This is a genomic window from Caballeronia sp. INML1 (assembly GCF_023631085.1).
In the GTDB taxonomy this organism is placed as follows: Bacteria; Pseudomonadota; Gammaproteobacteria; order Burkholderiales; family Burkholderiaceae; genus Caballeronia; species Caballeronia turbans.
The window spans coordinates 65,492-79,284 of sequence record NZ_JALQDT010000056.1 but is presented as its reverse complement, the minus strand read 5'-3'; the positions used below and the strand labels follow the sequence as shown (position 1 = coordinate 79,284).

Here is a 13,793-nt window from a genome sequence, read left to right as displayed (position 1 = left end):
GAGAAGGTGACCACGGTGCATGAACTTGCGCAAGACTTCTTTCCGGGCTTCGCGAAGCTCGACGTCGAAGCGGGCGATGTCTCGTTTCGCGGCAGGATTGGCGGAAGCGGATCGCCGGTTTTGCTGTTGCACGGCTACCCGCAGACTCACGTTGCGTGGCGATTGATTGCGCCGACGCTTGCGAGGTCGCACACCGTCATCGTGCCGGATCTGCCGGGGTACGGCGACAGCCGGACTTGCAACGATCAGCCGCGATGGACCAAACGTCGCGTAGCCAGCGCGCTCGTCGCGCTGATGGACCGACTCGGGCACGAGCGCTTCGCAGTGGTCGGGCATGATCGCGGCGCTCGGGCCGGATACCGGCTTGCGCTCGACCATCCTCGACGCGTTGCCGCGTATGCCTCGCTGACGGTGATACCGACGCTCGATGCATTCGCAGGTATCGACAAGACGTTCGCGTTGAACGCCTGGCACTGGTTCTTCATGGCGCAGCCGGGCGATCTGCCGGAGCGGATGCTTGCGGCTGATCCAGACGCTTATCTCGACGCCGCACTGGCGAAGATGGCGGGCGGTCTCGAGCGGATCGATCCTTTGGCACTCGCCGCCTATCGAAGCGCGTTCAGGAATCCGCACGTGCGCCACGCCATGTGCGAAGACTATCGCGCCGCTGCTTCCGAGGACCTGGAGCACGATGCAAGCGATTCAGCTGCGGGCCGAAGACTCGCCTGTCCGGTCCTGGTTCTGTGGAGCGAGAGCGAACAGAAGGGGAGAAGGATCCTGCCCCTTGACGTGTGGTCCCGATGGGCAACGAACGTGACGGGCAAGGGATTGCCCGGCGGCCATCTGTTGCCTGAGGATGCCCCGAATGAGGTCTTGATGTCCCTTGAGGATTTTTTGGTCGGACAGGTTTAGCGTTGGCTTTAGCTCCAACAGTGTAAATAAGGAGGCCGGTCAGAGAACGGCCGAGAAGGGTCGTGAGGGTGAGTTCACCGTGCAGGTTGCGGCCGTTCGACCCAGCGACGCCGCCGACGTCAGCAATTCGTCGGACTGCTGTCGTAGGAGTCGGCCAGTTCCAAGGCCCGCAAAGGCCGACTTGGGGCAAGGAGACCGCACGGACGGTCACGACGAAAAAGATAGAGGAAGACAATGTAACTCCCTTCAACTCAATGGGAGTCTGTCATGGGAGGCAATCTAAGCCGTGAGCCCTGGAACAAAGGCAAGTTGGTTGGTCAAAAGCCGCCGCTGAAGCCGAAAGACGTCTGGGCAATCCGGATTACCTTCATAACGCGCACGGGTTAATGATCTAGCGCTATTCAATCTTGCGATCGACAGCAAGCTGCGCGGGTGCGACTTGGTTCAACCTGCATGTTCGCGACGTGACGCATGACAATCAGATATTGCCCCGCGCGATGATAGTGCGGCGCAAGACTAAACGGCCCGTGCAGTTCGAGTTTACAGGGCCCGCTCGCCCTGCGGTCGCTGCATGGATTGAAAAAGCTAAGTTGAGGTCCGAGGAGTACCTTTTCCCAAGCCGCTTTTCTCGGTCGCCGCATATCTCAGCGCGACAGTACGCTCGGAAGGTCGCCCCTGATCCGACCGCTTACGGCGCACACTCGATCCGTCGGACGAAGGCGACTTTGATTTGCAAGCGGAAGAAGAACCTCAGAGCGGTTCAATTTCTGCTTGGACATAGCAAGCTCGAAAGCACCGTTCGATACCTCGGCATAGAGGTCGACGACGCGCTCGAGATTCCCCGAGCAAACATAAATCTAAAAAGTCGCGGCCGTTGGACCGGCTGTTTGTCGCTGCGGCCGCTTTCGCGTTTGGTGCACCGCTCCGTGCGGCCAATCTCCGACGTCCGGCGCCGTCGGTTCATATTCGAGTGACTGTTGATCTCCCTTCTTTGGCCGTTCCTTCAGGCTCGATAGCAATGGCGACATTCTGCTTACCACGTGGACTCATATCAGCTATCACATGGCGTTGTTGTGGCTTCCCATAGGTGCCGGCACGGTTAAAGCGGTCTATCGCTATAAGCGGCTGCACCCGGCAACAGATCATTAAAGGCCCTCGCCCTGCGAAACCCGCAGCGCTATCGGTCTACAAAATCGCAAACGTTCTGCCCTAAGTCGGACATGGTTGATCGCATGCTATTTGGCTGCGTTGCGTCGGTCCAGCCGACCGCGCGGGAGCCAGTCGGCCACAATCGGTGTCATTGGACAGTCACTGGCGAATCGCTGACAATTGAGCGACCCTGCAACGATGACCTACGGCTGCCGGAAGCGATATGCGCCCCAACTTTCTAGTCTCCGACCGCACCGCCCAGTATCGAACAATCGCGCTGATCCTGATATCAATGTTCTGCTTCGCTGTCGTCGATGCGCTAGGCAAGGCAGTGGCGCTTGGTTATCCAGCGAACGAAGTAACGTTTTTTCGCATGCTGTTTGGCATCGTGCCTGCGGTCGTTGTCGGCCTTAAAGGCGGAGGGTTATTCGCCCGCGTTAAGAAGGTTGACTTTCGCGGACAGACGACGCGTGCGGTCACGCTTCTCGGGGCTTCCGGCCTATTCTTCGCGGGCTTGCCGTACCTGCCATTAAGCGAGGCCGTGGCGATTGTCTACTCGGAGGCGATATTCGTCGTTGTCTTCGCCCCGTTGCTCCTCGGGGAGCGCTTGTTTGCGCGGAATGCGGTCGCCGCGTGCGTAGGCTTTGTCGGCGTGCTTCTAGTCGTCCGGCCTCAAGGTAGCTTGTCGAATCTCATTGGCCCATGTTTGCTCCTTACGAGTGCGTTGTGCGGTGCTCTTTCTATGATTCAAATTCGCAAGCTCAAGGTTGACGACGACTCAAGCATCACAGTGCTTTTCTTCACGGCTTTCGGCACCGTGGTTACGAGTGTTTCTCTGGTCTTTGCGTGGAGGACGCCGACACTGAAGGACCTGCTGATCATGGCGTTGTTGGCTCTATTCGCCACGACAGGCCAGCTACTTTTTACGGTCGCGGTACGGCGCGAAAGTGCTGCGAAGCTAGCCCCCTACACCTATACAAGCATCATTTGGGCAACGTTATTTGGATTTCTCGTGTGGGGCGAAACGTTAGGCTTCGTTTCAGTCCTGGGAATATTGACCATCGTCGGGAGCTCAATCGCTGTTGCGGTTCGGGAAGAGCCGCCGGAAGGCCCAGCGGTCTAGTGACGGACGGCCGAGTCCACGAGCAAAAGCGTTGGCCGGTCGATGATTTGGCTAACTGGGACAGCCGTTTTTCACTTACCTGGCACAGTTTTCACTTTCCGTGGCACGCGACATCTTTTGTCGGGTGACACCACCAGTGAGAAAGTGCATCGTTGAAGTTAAAGCGCTTTTCAGAAAGGGCGGCACCGAGCGGCCGGCAGGTGCCACGGAAAGTGCAAATTTCCCGCGCACTGCCGCAGTAAGTGAAAAATCCTCGGTGTTCCATCGACGCGCCCGGAGTAGACGGAGCATTTGCGTCACAAGTTGCCTGATAAATCCCGGTTGTAATCCGGCGAATGCCTTTGCGCGCGGGGAAACACTGCGAAACGTCAGCGTGCCGCTGGCCAGATCGCGTTCGAAGACAGCGATGTCACCCCGGAACTCGCTGAGCACGTATAGATGGCGCCCGGAAGGCAGGCGCAAAATGACGCGGAACGAAGCCGCGATCCAGGTCCACCATGTCGACTTCTTTTCGACGTTTGCGTGAGCTTGCCCGTGTGCCGGTCAATTGCAAATGTGAGCAGGGGAGCGCCGGGAGCCAACGCGTACCTGCGACGAAAGGCGACTGATCCGCAGAAAGCGCTAAAGGCATGACACGGTCCGCCGCAGGATAGCGATCTAGCGGTGTCAGGCTTCGGGTCCGGCCGTCGAGTCTGAATACGCCTATGTCTCCATCGTCGGCGTACGAAACGAAAGCGAAGTAGTTCATCTCGCTTTTGCGGAGTATCGGGTCCGACGTCTGATTACATGTTGAACCAAATAGTACGAAACAGCTCCTCACTGCATCAAGCTCCCTAGTATTTTCCCTTACCGCCAAGCCTGGTTTTCACGCAGATTGTCCTGCGCAATGTCAGTATTGCGTTCATTGCATTGCCAATATGTGCGCGGAATCGTATCGTCGTGTCCATTCAAGGAGACATTGATGAAGATCGCATTTCTGGGCGCAGGCGCGCTGGGCTGCGCCATCGGCGCTGCGCTGACCGAAGGGGGGCACGAGACGTGGCTCGTCGACAGGTTCGCCGCGCACGTCGAGGCCATGTCCCGCGACGGCCTGCAGGTCGACGACGAGCGCGGCACGCGCCGCGTCAAGGTGCGCGCGACGATGAATCCCGCCGCCGTCGGGCCGGTGGACCTCGTGATCGTCCTGGTCAAATCCTTCCACACCGATTCGGCGATGCGCGGCGCGCTCGACCTCGTCGGCCCCGAGACGCTTGTGCTCTCCCTTCAGAACGGCCTCGGTCACGAGGATCTGCTCAGCGAGATCGTCGGACGCGAGCGAGTGCTCGCGGGGAAGACCTATGTCGGTGGAGTGTTGCGCGCACCCGGCCACATCCAGTCCGGCGTTACCGGAAAGATCACAATCATCGGCGAGCTCGACGGCCGCGTGACCCCCCGCGCGCAAGCGGTGGCGGATGCGTTCAACAGTGCGGGTCTCTCGACCCTGGTCAGCGACAACATCCTCGGCACGATGTGGGACAAGCTGCTGATTAACGTCGCCACCGGTGCGATTACTGGCATCACCCGTCTGACATATGGGCAGCTTTACAGCGATCCCGTGCTGAAGGCGACGTCGCTCGCTGCCGTTGAAGAAGCGATGACGGCTGCAAAAGCGGCCGGCATTACGCTGTCCATTACGAATGCCGAAGACGCCTGGAACATGGCCGCCGAAGGACTGCCGGCCGGGTTCAAAACCTCGATGCTGCAAAGCCTGGAAAATTCCTCCGTCACCGAAATCGACTTCATCAACGGTGCGGTCGTGCGATGGGGCGAGCGGCTGGGCGTGCCGACGCCGGTGAACTCGACGCTCGTTGCGTGCATAAAAGGCATTGAGCGTGGCATGACTGAGCGCAAGAGAGAGGGGGCCGCGGCATGAGCGTACCTAAAGCTTATCTCGAACACGTGGCGATCTGGGTGAAGGACATCCACTGGCACATCCGCTTCTTCGAACAAGTGCTCGGCATGACCATGCGCGAAGTGGACGGCCCGCGCGAAGAGCCGCGTCAGTACTGGACACTCGGCGGGCTCCAATTCATCAGCGATCCTCTCCACGAGGGCCCTGAAGGCCGGCTCGCGCATCTCGGCGTGATGTGTGAGGACCTCGAAGGCGCGCTCGCCGCCGCGCAGCCCTTCGGCGTCACTGAAATGTCGCAGGGCCGCAACTGGCTGCGTCTGCCCGACGGACTCGCCGTCGAACTCATTCAGGCAAAACCCGCCGCATGCGTTGCGCAGGCGCTGTCGATCAATCCACGCGCGGAGGCGTGAGCATGAGCACCACCACCGAAAAATACTGGGACGATGCGCAGGAAGGCGACGAATGCGTCAGCCCGACCTACACGGTCACGAAGGAACGCATCCTCGCTTACGCCGATCTCACGGGCGACCACACGCCGGTGCATGTGGATGAAGAATACGCCAATGCGAGCCATTTCGGGTCGATCGTCGCGCATGGTCTATTCGGCCTGTCCATTGCCGATGGGCTCAAGACACAGAGCGACTATCGCTTCCTGCCGGGCATGTCGCTCGGCTGGACGTGGGACTTCGTGCTGCCCATCAAGGTCAACGACGTGCTGCATGTGAAGTTTCGCGTGACGTCGATGCGGGCGAGCAAGAGCCGCCCGGGCTGGGGCATCGTAGTGTTGCCATCCGAACTGATCAACCAGAGCGGCGAAGTCGTTCAACGCGGCGAGCATCGTCTGATGATCCCGCGCCGTCCGGGAGCCTACTGATGCAAGCCCGTCCTCTCGAAGGCATTCGCGTCGTCGACTATAGCCACTTCCTGGCCGGTCCCTATGTCGGACGCTGCCTCGCCGCGCTCGGCGCCGAAGTCATCAAGGTCGAGCGTCCCGGCAGCGGTGATGCAGGCCGCCAGCACGCGACGATTCTCGACGACCAGCAAAGCGCCTACTTCCTCCAGTTGAACATGGGCAAGCGCGGCGTGAGCGTCAATATGAAAGAGCCGCGAGGTAAGGCTTTCATGGAGCGCCTTTGCGATTCGGCGGATGTTTTCATTGAGAACTATCGCCCCGGAGCGCTGGACAAGCTCGGCCTCGGCTATGGGGCGTTGTCCGAACGCAATCCCGGTCTCGTCTATTGCTCCATCTCGGCCTATGGGCATACAGGTCCGGACGCGCATCGCGCAGGCTTTGGGCTGATCGCGGAAGCGAAGAGCGGCATCATGCAGATGATCGGCAACCCCGGCGAACCGCCACCGCTCATGCGCATTTCGCTCGGCGACATGTACACCGGCATCCACGCGGTCGCCGCGATCAACGCTGCGTTGCTGGGCCGCGTAAAGAGCGGACGCGGCCAGCATATCGACATGGCGCTGTACGACACGCTGTTCTCGATGCACGAATACGCCGTCCAGTGCTACACGATGCAGGGCGTGGTCCCCGAACAGACCGGCCATGACATGCCGACATCAACTTTATACGGCGTGTTCCGGGCAAGCGATGGGGATCTGGTCATCGCCGCGCAGGTCGATGATTCGTGGAAGCGGTTCGCGACGGCCGTCGAGCAAAACGGCGGCCCCGCGGGCTTCGCCACTGATGCGCGCTTGCATAGCCTAAACGGGCGCAATGCGAACCGCGAGGCCATTCTCTCGGTTGTGAAGCCATGGGTCGCTGCGCGTAACGTCGCCGATGTGCTCGCGCTGCTCGACAGCGTCGATGTGCCATGCGCCAAGGTACAACGCATCGACGAGGTCGTGGCCGATCCGCAGATCGTCGCGCGTGGCATGGTGATCGAACAGGAGCATCCGCGCCTGGGCACGCTGCGTCTGCCGAACCTGCCATTTCGCTTCTCGGACTGCGATACGTCGATTCGCGATGTTGGCCCGGATCTCGGGCAGCACAACGAGGAAGTCGCCCGATCGCTGGGCTTCAGCGCGGCCGAAATCGATTCGATGCAGACCGATGGCGTGCTGTTCTCGAAGCGGAGCGCGTGATGGGCGATCGTTATGCGGTCATCGGCAATCCGATCGGGCACACGAAGTCGCCCTTGATCCACGGCTTCTTCGCGCAAGAGACCGGTCAGGATATGAGCTATAAGGCCATCGAAGGGCCTGTGGAACCTGCCAGCGGCTTCTCTGACAGCGTCAGAAGTTTCATTGCTGCGGGCGGCCGCGGCATGAACGTGACCGCACCCTTCAAACTCGAAGCATTTGCAATGTCCGATGAGCGCAGCGAAAGAGCCGAGCTCTCAGGTGCGGTCAACGCGATGAAGTTCGAGAACGGCCGCATCATCGCGGAGAACTTCGATGGCGTCGGCCTCGTGCGCGACATCGAAGTCAATCTGCATCAGCCGATGGCCGGCAAGCGCGTGCTGATCCTCGGCGCGGGCGGCGCCGCGCGCGGCGCGCTGCTGCCGTTCGTCGCGGCACGGCCCGCCGAACTCGTCGTAACAAACCGGCACGTGGACAAGGCGCGGGCACTTGTGGAACAGGTCGCCAGACCGCTCACTGCTGCCGGATCGCTCATTGCATGCGGGTATGCGGATCTGGAGGCTATGGGGCGCTTCGACCTGGTTATCAACGCGACATCGGCGAGCCTGACAGGGCAACTGCCGCCGGTGCCACCTAGTGTCTTCAGCGCCAGCGGAAGCGCCTATGAACTCGCTTACGGGAAGGGACTCACGCCTTTCTTGCGGCTCGCGCGCAATGCAGGTGTGCAAGGTATCGCTGACGGCGTGGGCATGCTGGTCGAGCAGGCGGCGGAGGCGTTTGCATGGTGGCGGGGCATTCGTCCGGAAACGCGCACCCTTATCGACCGTCTGACTGTTCCGCTCGATTGACCCGAAGAGGACATCTTGCATGCAAGCCGAGCCATATCGTTTCTGCAGGTACGAAGTCGACGGGCCGCTTCTTACATTGACGATCGACCGGCCCGAGGTTCTGAACTCGCTTCACCCCGATGCGCACCGCGAACTTGCCGACGCCTTCGACCGGTATGCGGCAGATCCCGCGTTGCGCGTGGCCATCGTCACCGGTGCGGGCGAGCGCGCCTTCTGTGTCGGCACGGACTTGAAGGCACTCGATGCTACCGGCGACCACACCAAGCCATCGACAGGCTTTGCAGGCATCACGCATCGCTTCGACTTGTGGAAGCCGTTGATCGCCGCAGTCAACGGCCTGTGTCTCGGCGGCGGCATGGAAATTCTCGCCGCGTGCGATCTCGCCGTTGCCGCCGCTCATGCGCAGTTCGGCCTTCCCGAGCCACGTGTCGGTCTGGCAGCGCTTGGCGGCGGCCTCCTGCAGCGCCTGCCAAGACAGGTCGGCATGAAGGATGCCATGGCGCTGGTGCTCACCGCCAGACGCATTCCGGCGGAGGAGGCGCGTCGCATCGGCCTGATCAACGAGATTGTGCCGGCAGCCGAACTGATGAGCCGGGCACGTGCGCTCGCCGACGACATTCTGGCCTGTGCGCCGCTCGCTATTCAGGCATCGAAGCAGGTGATGCTGAGAAGCCTCGCACAGGCGGACCTCGCATCGACGATGCACGAGGATTATCCGCTCGCGCAGCGCATGCTCGCGAGCGACGACGCGCGCGAGGGTCCCAAGGCGTTCGCCGAAAAGCGTCCGCCGAAGTGGACCGGCCAATAGCCGGGCGAACGCATCCATCCCTCGATCGGACCGCTCGAAGAAGCGGCCTGACATCTACCGGAGACGCAATTGACGCCGCAAGAACACACACTGAACGGCGACGCCGCCGTTCGGGCCCAGGATACCGATGACAAGCAGATGGCGAACCGCGCAGCGCTGAGCAGCATCGCGGGTTCTGCGCTCGAATGGCTGGATTTCGCCGCTTACGGAGCCATTGCAGCAACGGTCCTGCCACAGCTCTTCTTTTCCGCAACCGACACGACCACGGCCACGCTCGCCGCCTTTGCGACTTTCTCGGTGGGATTTGTCGCTCGGCCGCTGGGCGGTCTGATCTGCGGCGCGCTGGGCGATCGCGTCGGCCGCCGCAACATGCTCGTGTTTACGTTCCTGCTGATGGGCGTTTGCTCGTTCCTGATCGGCGTGCTGCCCACTTATGCGTCGATTGGCGTGTACGCTCCTGTGGCGCTCGTCGTACTGCGCTTCATGCAGGGCTTTGCGCTCGGGGGCGAGGTCACAGGCAGCCAGTTGCTCACGATGGAGCACGCGCCGAAGAACCGCCGCGGCTTTTACAGTTCCTTCATCGCGATGGGCTCGCCGCTCGCCCAAGTATTGGCGAATGCGGTTCTTTTCGGCGTCGCCGCGATCGTCACGAACGAACAGTTCCTGAGATTTGGCTGGCGTATTCCGTTTCTCTTCAGCTTCCTGCTGGTAGCGATTGGCCTGTTCATCCGCATGCGGATCTCGGAGACACCCGCGTTCGAAGCGCAGATGAAGCAGAAGCGTTCTGGTCGCGTGCAGTCAACCGCCGGTTTCGGCAAGCATGGCGGCACGATACTGCGTCTTATGATGGTGTGGGCCGCCGTGTCTATCGCGTACTTCATCGCGACGGTATTTATCCTCTCCTATGTGACAGGGAAACTCGGTATATCGAAGCAGACTGCGTTTGCAATTCTGATCGTCGCGCATCTTTGCTCGATGGTCGCGATGGGCTTCGGCGGCGCGCTTTGCGACCGCATCGGACGGCGACGCGCCATGCTGCTCGGCTCACGATCGATGCTTGTCGCGTTCATCGTGTTCTTCCCGCTGATCCTCAGCGGGCATGTTCTGCTGATTGGCCTGGCCATCGTGTTTCTGCTGTGCGCAGCGCAATTTCACGCCGGTGTACAGCCCGCCTATTTCGCCGAAGCGTTTCCCACGGAGTTCCGTTATCGCGGTTCCGCCGTGGCGTATAACCTCGCGGTCGTGATCGGCAGCAGCGCGCCGTTCGCCGCGACTCTGATCCAGGCGCACACAGCAGGCGCCACCTGGCCGATCGTCGCGCTCGGCATTGTGTTCAATCTGATCTCGATGTGGGCGATCCATGCCGGCCCGGAAAGTCACGGAGAGTGACATGACAAAGACGCGCATTGCTGTCGCAGGCGCCGGTTATATCGGCCTCGAACATATTGGATACCGTCGCCATCAACCTTCGTTTCGCAAACGGCGCCCTCGGCACGTTTCTTCTCTCCGACACGGCCGCCAGCGCGCGCAGCTGGGAACAGACGTCGCAGGAAAACAAGGCCTATCCGTCATACGCCGATGAAGACTGCTATGCGATTGCCGGTACGTTCGGCTCGCTTTCAATTCCGACGATGCGCCTCAAGACATACGGACGGGCCGAGGACCGGTCCTGGTGGAAGCCCTTCGATGTCGGCGTGGCCGAACTGACCCGAGACGACCCGCTTGAACATCAGATGGAACACTTCGGCAGAGTCGTGCGCGGCGAAGCGAAACCTATCGTCACTGCACGCGATGGTCTTCAGAATCTGCGCATCACCGAAGCGATCGTCAAAGCCGCGAAAACAGGCGCAGTTGTCGAGGCGGCATCGTTGGATTGAACATTAATCGACTGCAATCCACATTGGATGGAAGAATGAAAACGTTTCTTATGCTGCACGGCGTCAACCACAACATGTTTGGCAAGCGAGATCCCGTTCAGTACGGCACGGCTACGCTCGCCGACATTGATGCAAAATTGCAGGCGCTCGGAACTGAACTTGGCGTAAAGGTCGAAAGCTATCAGACCAACAGCGAGGGCGACATGTGCGAACGCATCCATCAGGCGTTTACCGATAAAGTCGATGGCGTGCTCATCAATGCGGGTGCATGGACGCACTACAGTTACGGCATCCGCGACGCACTCGCCATTCTGACCGTGCCCGTCGTGGAGATTCATATGTCGAACATCCACGCACGTGAGGCTTTCCGTCATCATTCGGTGTTCGCGGAAATCGTCAAGGGGCAGATTTGCGGGTTCGGTATAGAAAGCTATTCCCTCGGTCTGCGGGCGGCGGTGGCGGCGGCGGCCTGACAGCGTAGGCCGTCGGGTGCGGGTCGAATACGGAGACGGCGCTGATCATCGGCAACGAACAGGACGTCACGCGCGCACTGCTCGACGATCTGGCGCATGCGCCCGACGCGCGCTTCCGGGAAATCATGTCGGTGGTGGTCCGTCATCTGCACGATCTGGCGCGGGGAAGTTCGGCTCACCGAAGCCGAGTTCCATCAGGCTTGCGCCGTCGTGGCGAACTCGGGCAACTCAGCAAGTTCGGCGTGACGCATGCGCTCGTCGGTCGCTACCTGCTGCACGAAACCGGCGCCGCGCCCGCGACGGATATCGACGGTCCGTGGCATTCACTCGATCATCACGTCGTGATCGAGCCCGGCGAAGCGCGTCTGCCGGCACCGCCGATTACCGGAAAGGCGGCCGGCTGACTAAAGGAGTTGGATCATGCCTATCGCATTGATCAAGATTTTCGAAGGACGTAGCATCGAGAAGAAACGCAAGCTGATCGAGAGCGTATCGCTTGCCATGTCAGAAAGTCTGGATATCCCATAGACGCCGTTCGCGTCGTCGCCGAAGAGGTCCCGCCGGAGCTTTGGGGCCGTGGCGGGCGGACTGTCGCCGATCAGATCGCCGCGGGATCGGCCGCGCCGCCGAAGTCCTGAGCCCTCTCGCGGGCGAAGCCTCATGCGGCAGCCCACGCGCGGCGCAGGAACGCCGTGCTTTCGCGCATTCCGATCACGGGATCGCCCTTGATAGCGCACTCGCTGCTGAGCAAACCGGTGTAGCCACCTGCCTTCGCCGCGTCGTCCTCAATGCGCAGCGGCACGAGTTGACCCTCGATATAGTCAAGCCCCGCCTGCTGCATGAGCGGCGCCTGGTGACGAGGCCCACACCAGCCGAAACGGGGTGTGATCATGGTCGAAGATGGGTCAGCTTAGCGTGGCGAGCGAGCGCAGGACGTCGGGCGTCGTCGTCGGGAAGCCGAAGAATTCGAGGTAGGCAGGGATCTGTTCGAACAACATGTCCGAGCCGACCTGAAAGCGGCAGCCACGCCCCTGTACGGCCTTAAGAAACGCGGTCATCTCCGTTTTCATCACCCCTCGCCGACGAAAGTCACGGGTCAAATGCGTTCGACGTCGACAGGAAAGCGGATCGCCTTCGCTCATACCCATGCATGTACAACAAAACCAGCGACGGGCACCGCGTTTGAGGTGCCCGCTCAACGCGTCAGCGGGTCTGCATCGCCGCCTTTGCGAGTCGCACCTCGTCTAGCGCCTCTTCGCGCAACTGGTCGTACTGCTCTTTTGGAATGGGCACCGCATCCTTCTTGCCAAGATCGCTGAGACGCACGCGATAGGTCTCCCGTGCGCTCCATGCGGCCAGCGCCGAGATGACCGTGACGCCGAGTGTGATGGAGCCGATCAGCATAGGAACGTTATGCGATCCAGGGGGAGCAACGGCCGCGAAAAGCGCGGGAAGCAGGGCCGTGATGGTGGTGCCGATGTTCTGCGCGATTGCCATAGCGGACACGCGAAAGCGTGTTGGGAACAGCTCCGGATAGTAACCCGGGAAGATCGCGTTATAGCCCTGGTAGACCACGCCCCACATCAGGATCGACATGACGAAGGCGACCGGAAGATTGTGGATGCTGATCGCGTAAAGATACGCGTAAGACAGCAAGCCAGATGCAAGGGCACCGAAAATGATCGGAACGCGGCGTCCAATGCGATCGGAGAGATTTCCGACGAATGGGATGACGAGTACCGCTACGATGTTCCCCACCACCGGGATCCACAGATACACACTTGCATGGAAGTTGATTCCGTAGGAAGGCTGCACGGCATATGCGGCACCGAAGATCGTCGTGACGACCGGGATCACGTTCATGAAAGCCATACACACGACACGAAGCATGTCGGGCCAGCTGTACTTGAATGCTTCGAGAACCGGCGCACGAGCAACTTGGCCGCTGGCATCTTCCTTCGTGAATGCAGCCGTCTCATCGACTTCACGACGAATAACGAAGCCGGCAATCAGAACGCCCGCACTCAGCAGAAATGGAATGCGCCAGCCCCACGCGACAAACGCGTCCTCAGGCATGTAGTAAGCGAGCGGCAGGAAAACGGCGGCCGCGAGAATCTGGCCGGCTTGCACACCCTGCAGCGTGAAGCTCGCAAAGTAGCCGCGCCGACCGAATGGTGCCTGCTCCATGATCATCGAACTGGCGCCGGAGATTTCACCTGCCACCGCGAAGCCTTGAACGAGCCGCAAAATCACCAGGAGCGCCGGCGCAAGGACGCCCACCGATTGATAGGTCGGCAACAGGCCGACGGCCATCGTGGAAACGCCCATGAGAAACATGCAGATCAGCAGCACAGTCTTGCGACCGTGCGTGTCGCCCCAGTGCCCCAGGACGAAAGCGCCGATGGGGCGTGCCACGTAGCCCACCCCGTACGTCGCGAGCGAGGCGACGATTGCAATCTTGGGATCACCTTTAGGGAAAAAGATCTGAGGAAAAATCAGTGCGGCAGCCTGCGCGTAAATGAAGAAATCGTAGTACTCCAAGGCGGACCCGATCCATCCGCTGGCTCTCGCCTTGCGTGCCTGCTTTCGGGCTCGCTCATCCATGAGCCCGTCGTTCACCC

15 protein-coding genes and 3 pseudogenes are annotated in these 13,793 nt (G+C 60.7%); 14 read left to right on the top strand and 4 right to left on the bottom strand.

From position 1 onward, the window contains the following. Nucleotides 1-6 precede the first annotated feature (6 nt). The 3 genes and pseudogenes from NCR38_RS21395 to NCR38_RS21385 all read left to right on the top strand — a co-directional run bounded on the left by NCR38_RS21395 (nt 7) and on the right by NCR38_RS21385 (nt 3,184). Complete coding sequence (locus NCR38_RS21395) at nt 7-912, top strand: alpha/beta hydrolase (protein ID WP_061119049.1); 906 nt, start codon at nt 7-9, stop codon at nt 910-912. Between the two features lie 267 nt (nt 913-1,179). Beyond that, nucleotides 1,180-1,751: pseudogene (locus NCR38_RS21390) on the top strand (tyrosine-type recombinase/integrase); the annotation flags it as partial. A 533-nt stretch (nt 1,752-2,284) separates the two neighbouring features. Next, on the top strand, nt 2,285-3,184 hold the full coding sequence (locus NCR38_RS21385) for a DMT family transporter (protein ID WP_061119050.1): 900 nt from the start codon (nt 2,285-2,287) through the stop codon (nt 3,182-3,184). Nucleotides 3,185-3,259: 75 nt separating this feature from the next. Here the strand turns inward: NCR38_RS21385 and NCR38_RS21380 are convergent, their stop codons facing one another. Continuing rightward, nucleotides 3,260-3,616 (bottom strand): hypothetical protein, encoded by a 357-nt coding sequence (locus NCR38_RS21380; RefSeq protein WP_143756356.1) that lies wholly within the window; start codon nt 3,614-3,616, stop codon nt 3,260-3,262. Nucleotides 3,617-4,145: 529 nt separating this feature from the next. Between NCR38_RS21380 and NCR38_RS21375 the strand changes: the two genes are divergently transcribed. The 11 genes and pseudogenes from NCR38_RS21375 (at nt 4,146) to NCR38_RS21325 (ending at nt 11,700) form a co-directional block, all read left to right on the top strand. Beyond that, nucleotides 4,146-5,096: a ketopantoate reductase family protein gene (locus NCR38_RS21375; protein ID WP_061119051.1), complete on the top strand. Its 951-nt coding sequence runs from the start codon at nt 4,146-4,148 to the stop codon at nt 5,094-5,096. Then, entirely contained in the window at nt 5,093-5,485 is a 393-nt protein-coding gene (locus tag NCR38_RS21370; RefSeq protein ID WP_061119052.1) for a VOC family protein, read from the top strand. Before NCR38_RS21375 ends, NCR38_RS21370 begins: the two co-directional genes overlap by 4 nt. A gap of 2 nt (nt 5,486-5,487) precedes the next feature. Further along, nucleotides 5,488-5,949, top strand: a complete 462-nt coding sequence (locus tag NCR38_RS21365) for a MaoC family dehydratase (RefSeq protein WP_061119053.1) — start codon at nt 5,488-5,490, stop codon at nt 5,947-5,949. Then, nucleotides 5,949-7,169: a CaiB/BaiF CoA-transferase family protein gene (locus NCR38_RS21360; protein WP_061119054.1), complete on the top strand. Its 1,221-nt coding sequence runs from the start codon at nt 5,949-5,951 to the stop codon at nt 7,167-7,169. Before NCR38_RS21365 ends, NCR38_RS21360 begins: the two co-directional genes overlap by 1 nt. Then, nucleotides 7,169-8,014, top strand: coding sequence for a shikimate dehydrogenase (aroE, locus tag NCR38_RS21355; protein WP_061119055.1), 846 nt, complete (start codon nt 7,169-7,171; stop codon nt 8,012-8,014). Before NCR38_RS21360 ends, aroE begins: the two co-directional genes overlap by 1 nt. A 19-nt stretch (nt 8,015-8,033) precedes the next feature. After that, entirely contained in the window at nt 8,034-8,822 is a 789-nt protein-coding gene (locus tag NCR38_RS21350) for an enoyl-CoA hydratase-related protein (RefSeq protein WP_061119056.1), read from the top strand. Between the two features lie 69 nt (nt 8,823-8,891). Continuing rightward, nucleotides 8,892-10,211 carry an MFS transporter gene (locus tag NCR38_RS21345; RefSeq protein ID WP_061119057.1) on the top strand — a complete coding sequence of 440 codons (1,320 nt, stop codon included), beginning with the start codon at nt 8,892-8,894 and terminating at the stop codon, nt 10,209-10,211. Nucleotides 10,212-10,270: 59 nt separating this feature from the next. Continuing rightward, nucleotides 10,271-10,699 (top strand): annotated as a pseudogene (locus NCR38_RS21340) (Gfo/Idh/MocA family oxidoreductase); the annotation flags it as partial. 35 nt (nt 10,700-10,734) lie between these two features. After that, the gene (aroQ, locus tag NCR38_RS21335) at nt 10,735-11,172 is read left to right on the top strand and encodes a type II 3-dehydroquinate dehydratase (protein ID WP_061119058.1); all 438 of its coding nucleotides are present in this window, start codon (nt 10,735-10,737) and stop codon (nt 11,170-11,172) included. A 200-nt stretch (nt 11,173-11,372) separates the two neighbouring features. Beyond that, nucleotides 11,373-11,576: a hypothetical protein gene (locus NCR38_RS21330; protein WP_061119059.1), complete on the top strand. Its 204-nt coding sequence runs from the start codon at nt 11,373-11,375 to the stop codon at nt 11,574-11,576. 16 nt (nt 11,577-11,592) lie between these two features. After that, nucleotides 11,593-11,700: a tautomerase family protein gene (locus NCR38_RS21325; protein WP_250477566.1), complete on the top strand. Its 108-nt coding sequence runs from the start codon at nt 11,593-11,595 to the stop codon at nt 11,698-11,700. Between the two features lie 130 nt (nt 11,701-11,830). On the opposite strand, the gene NCR38_RS21320 is transcribed toward NCR38_RS21325, so the two are convergent. The 3 genes and pseudogenes from NCR38_RS21320 to NCR38_RS21310 all read right to left on the bottom strand — a co-directional run bounded on the left by NCR38_RS21320 (nt 11,831) and on the right by NCR38_RS21310 (nt 13,776). Next, entirely contained in the window at nt 11,831-12,013 is a 183-nt protein-coding gene (locus NCR38_RS21320; RefSeq protein ID WP_061119061.1) for a hypothetical protein, read from the bottom strand. A gap of 64 nt (nt 12,014-12,077) precedes the next feature. Further along, nucleotides 12,078-12,326: pseudogene (locus NCR38_RS21315) on the bottom strand (shikimate dehydrogenase); the annotation flags it as partial. Between the two features lie 49 nt (nt 12,327-12,375). Continuing rightward, nucleotides 12,376-13,776, bottom strand: coding sequence for an MFS transporter (locus NCR38_RS21310; RefSeq protein WP_061119096.1), 1,401 nt, complete (start codon nt 13,774-13,776; stop codon nt 12,376-12,378). Nucleotides 13,777-13,793: the final 17 nt, after the last annotated feature.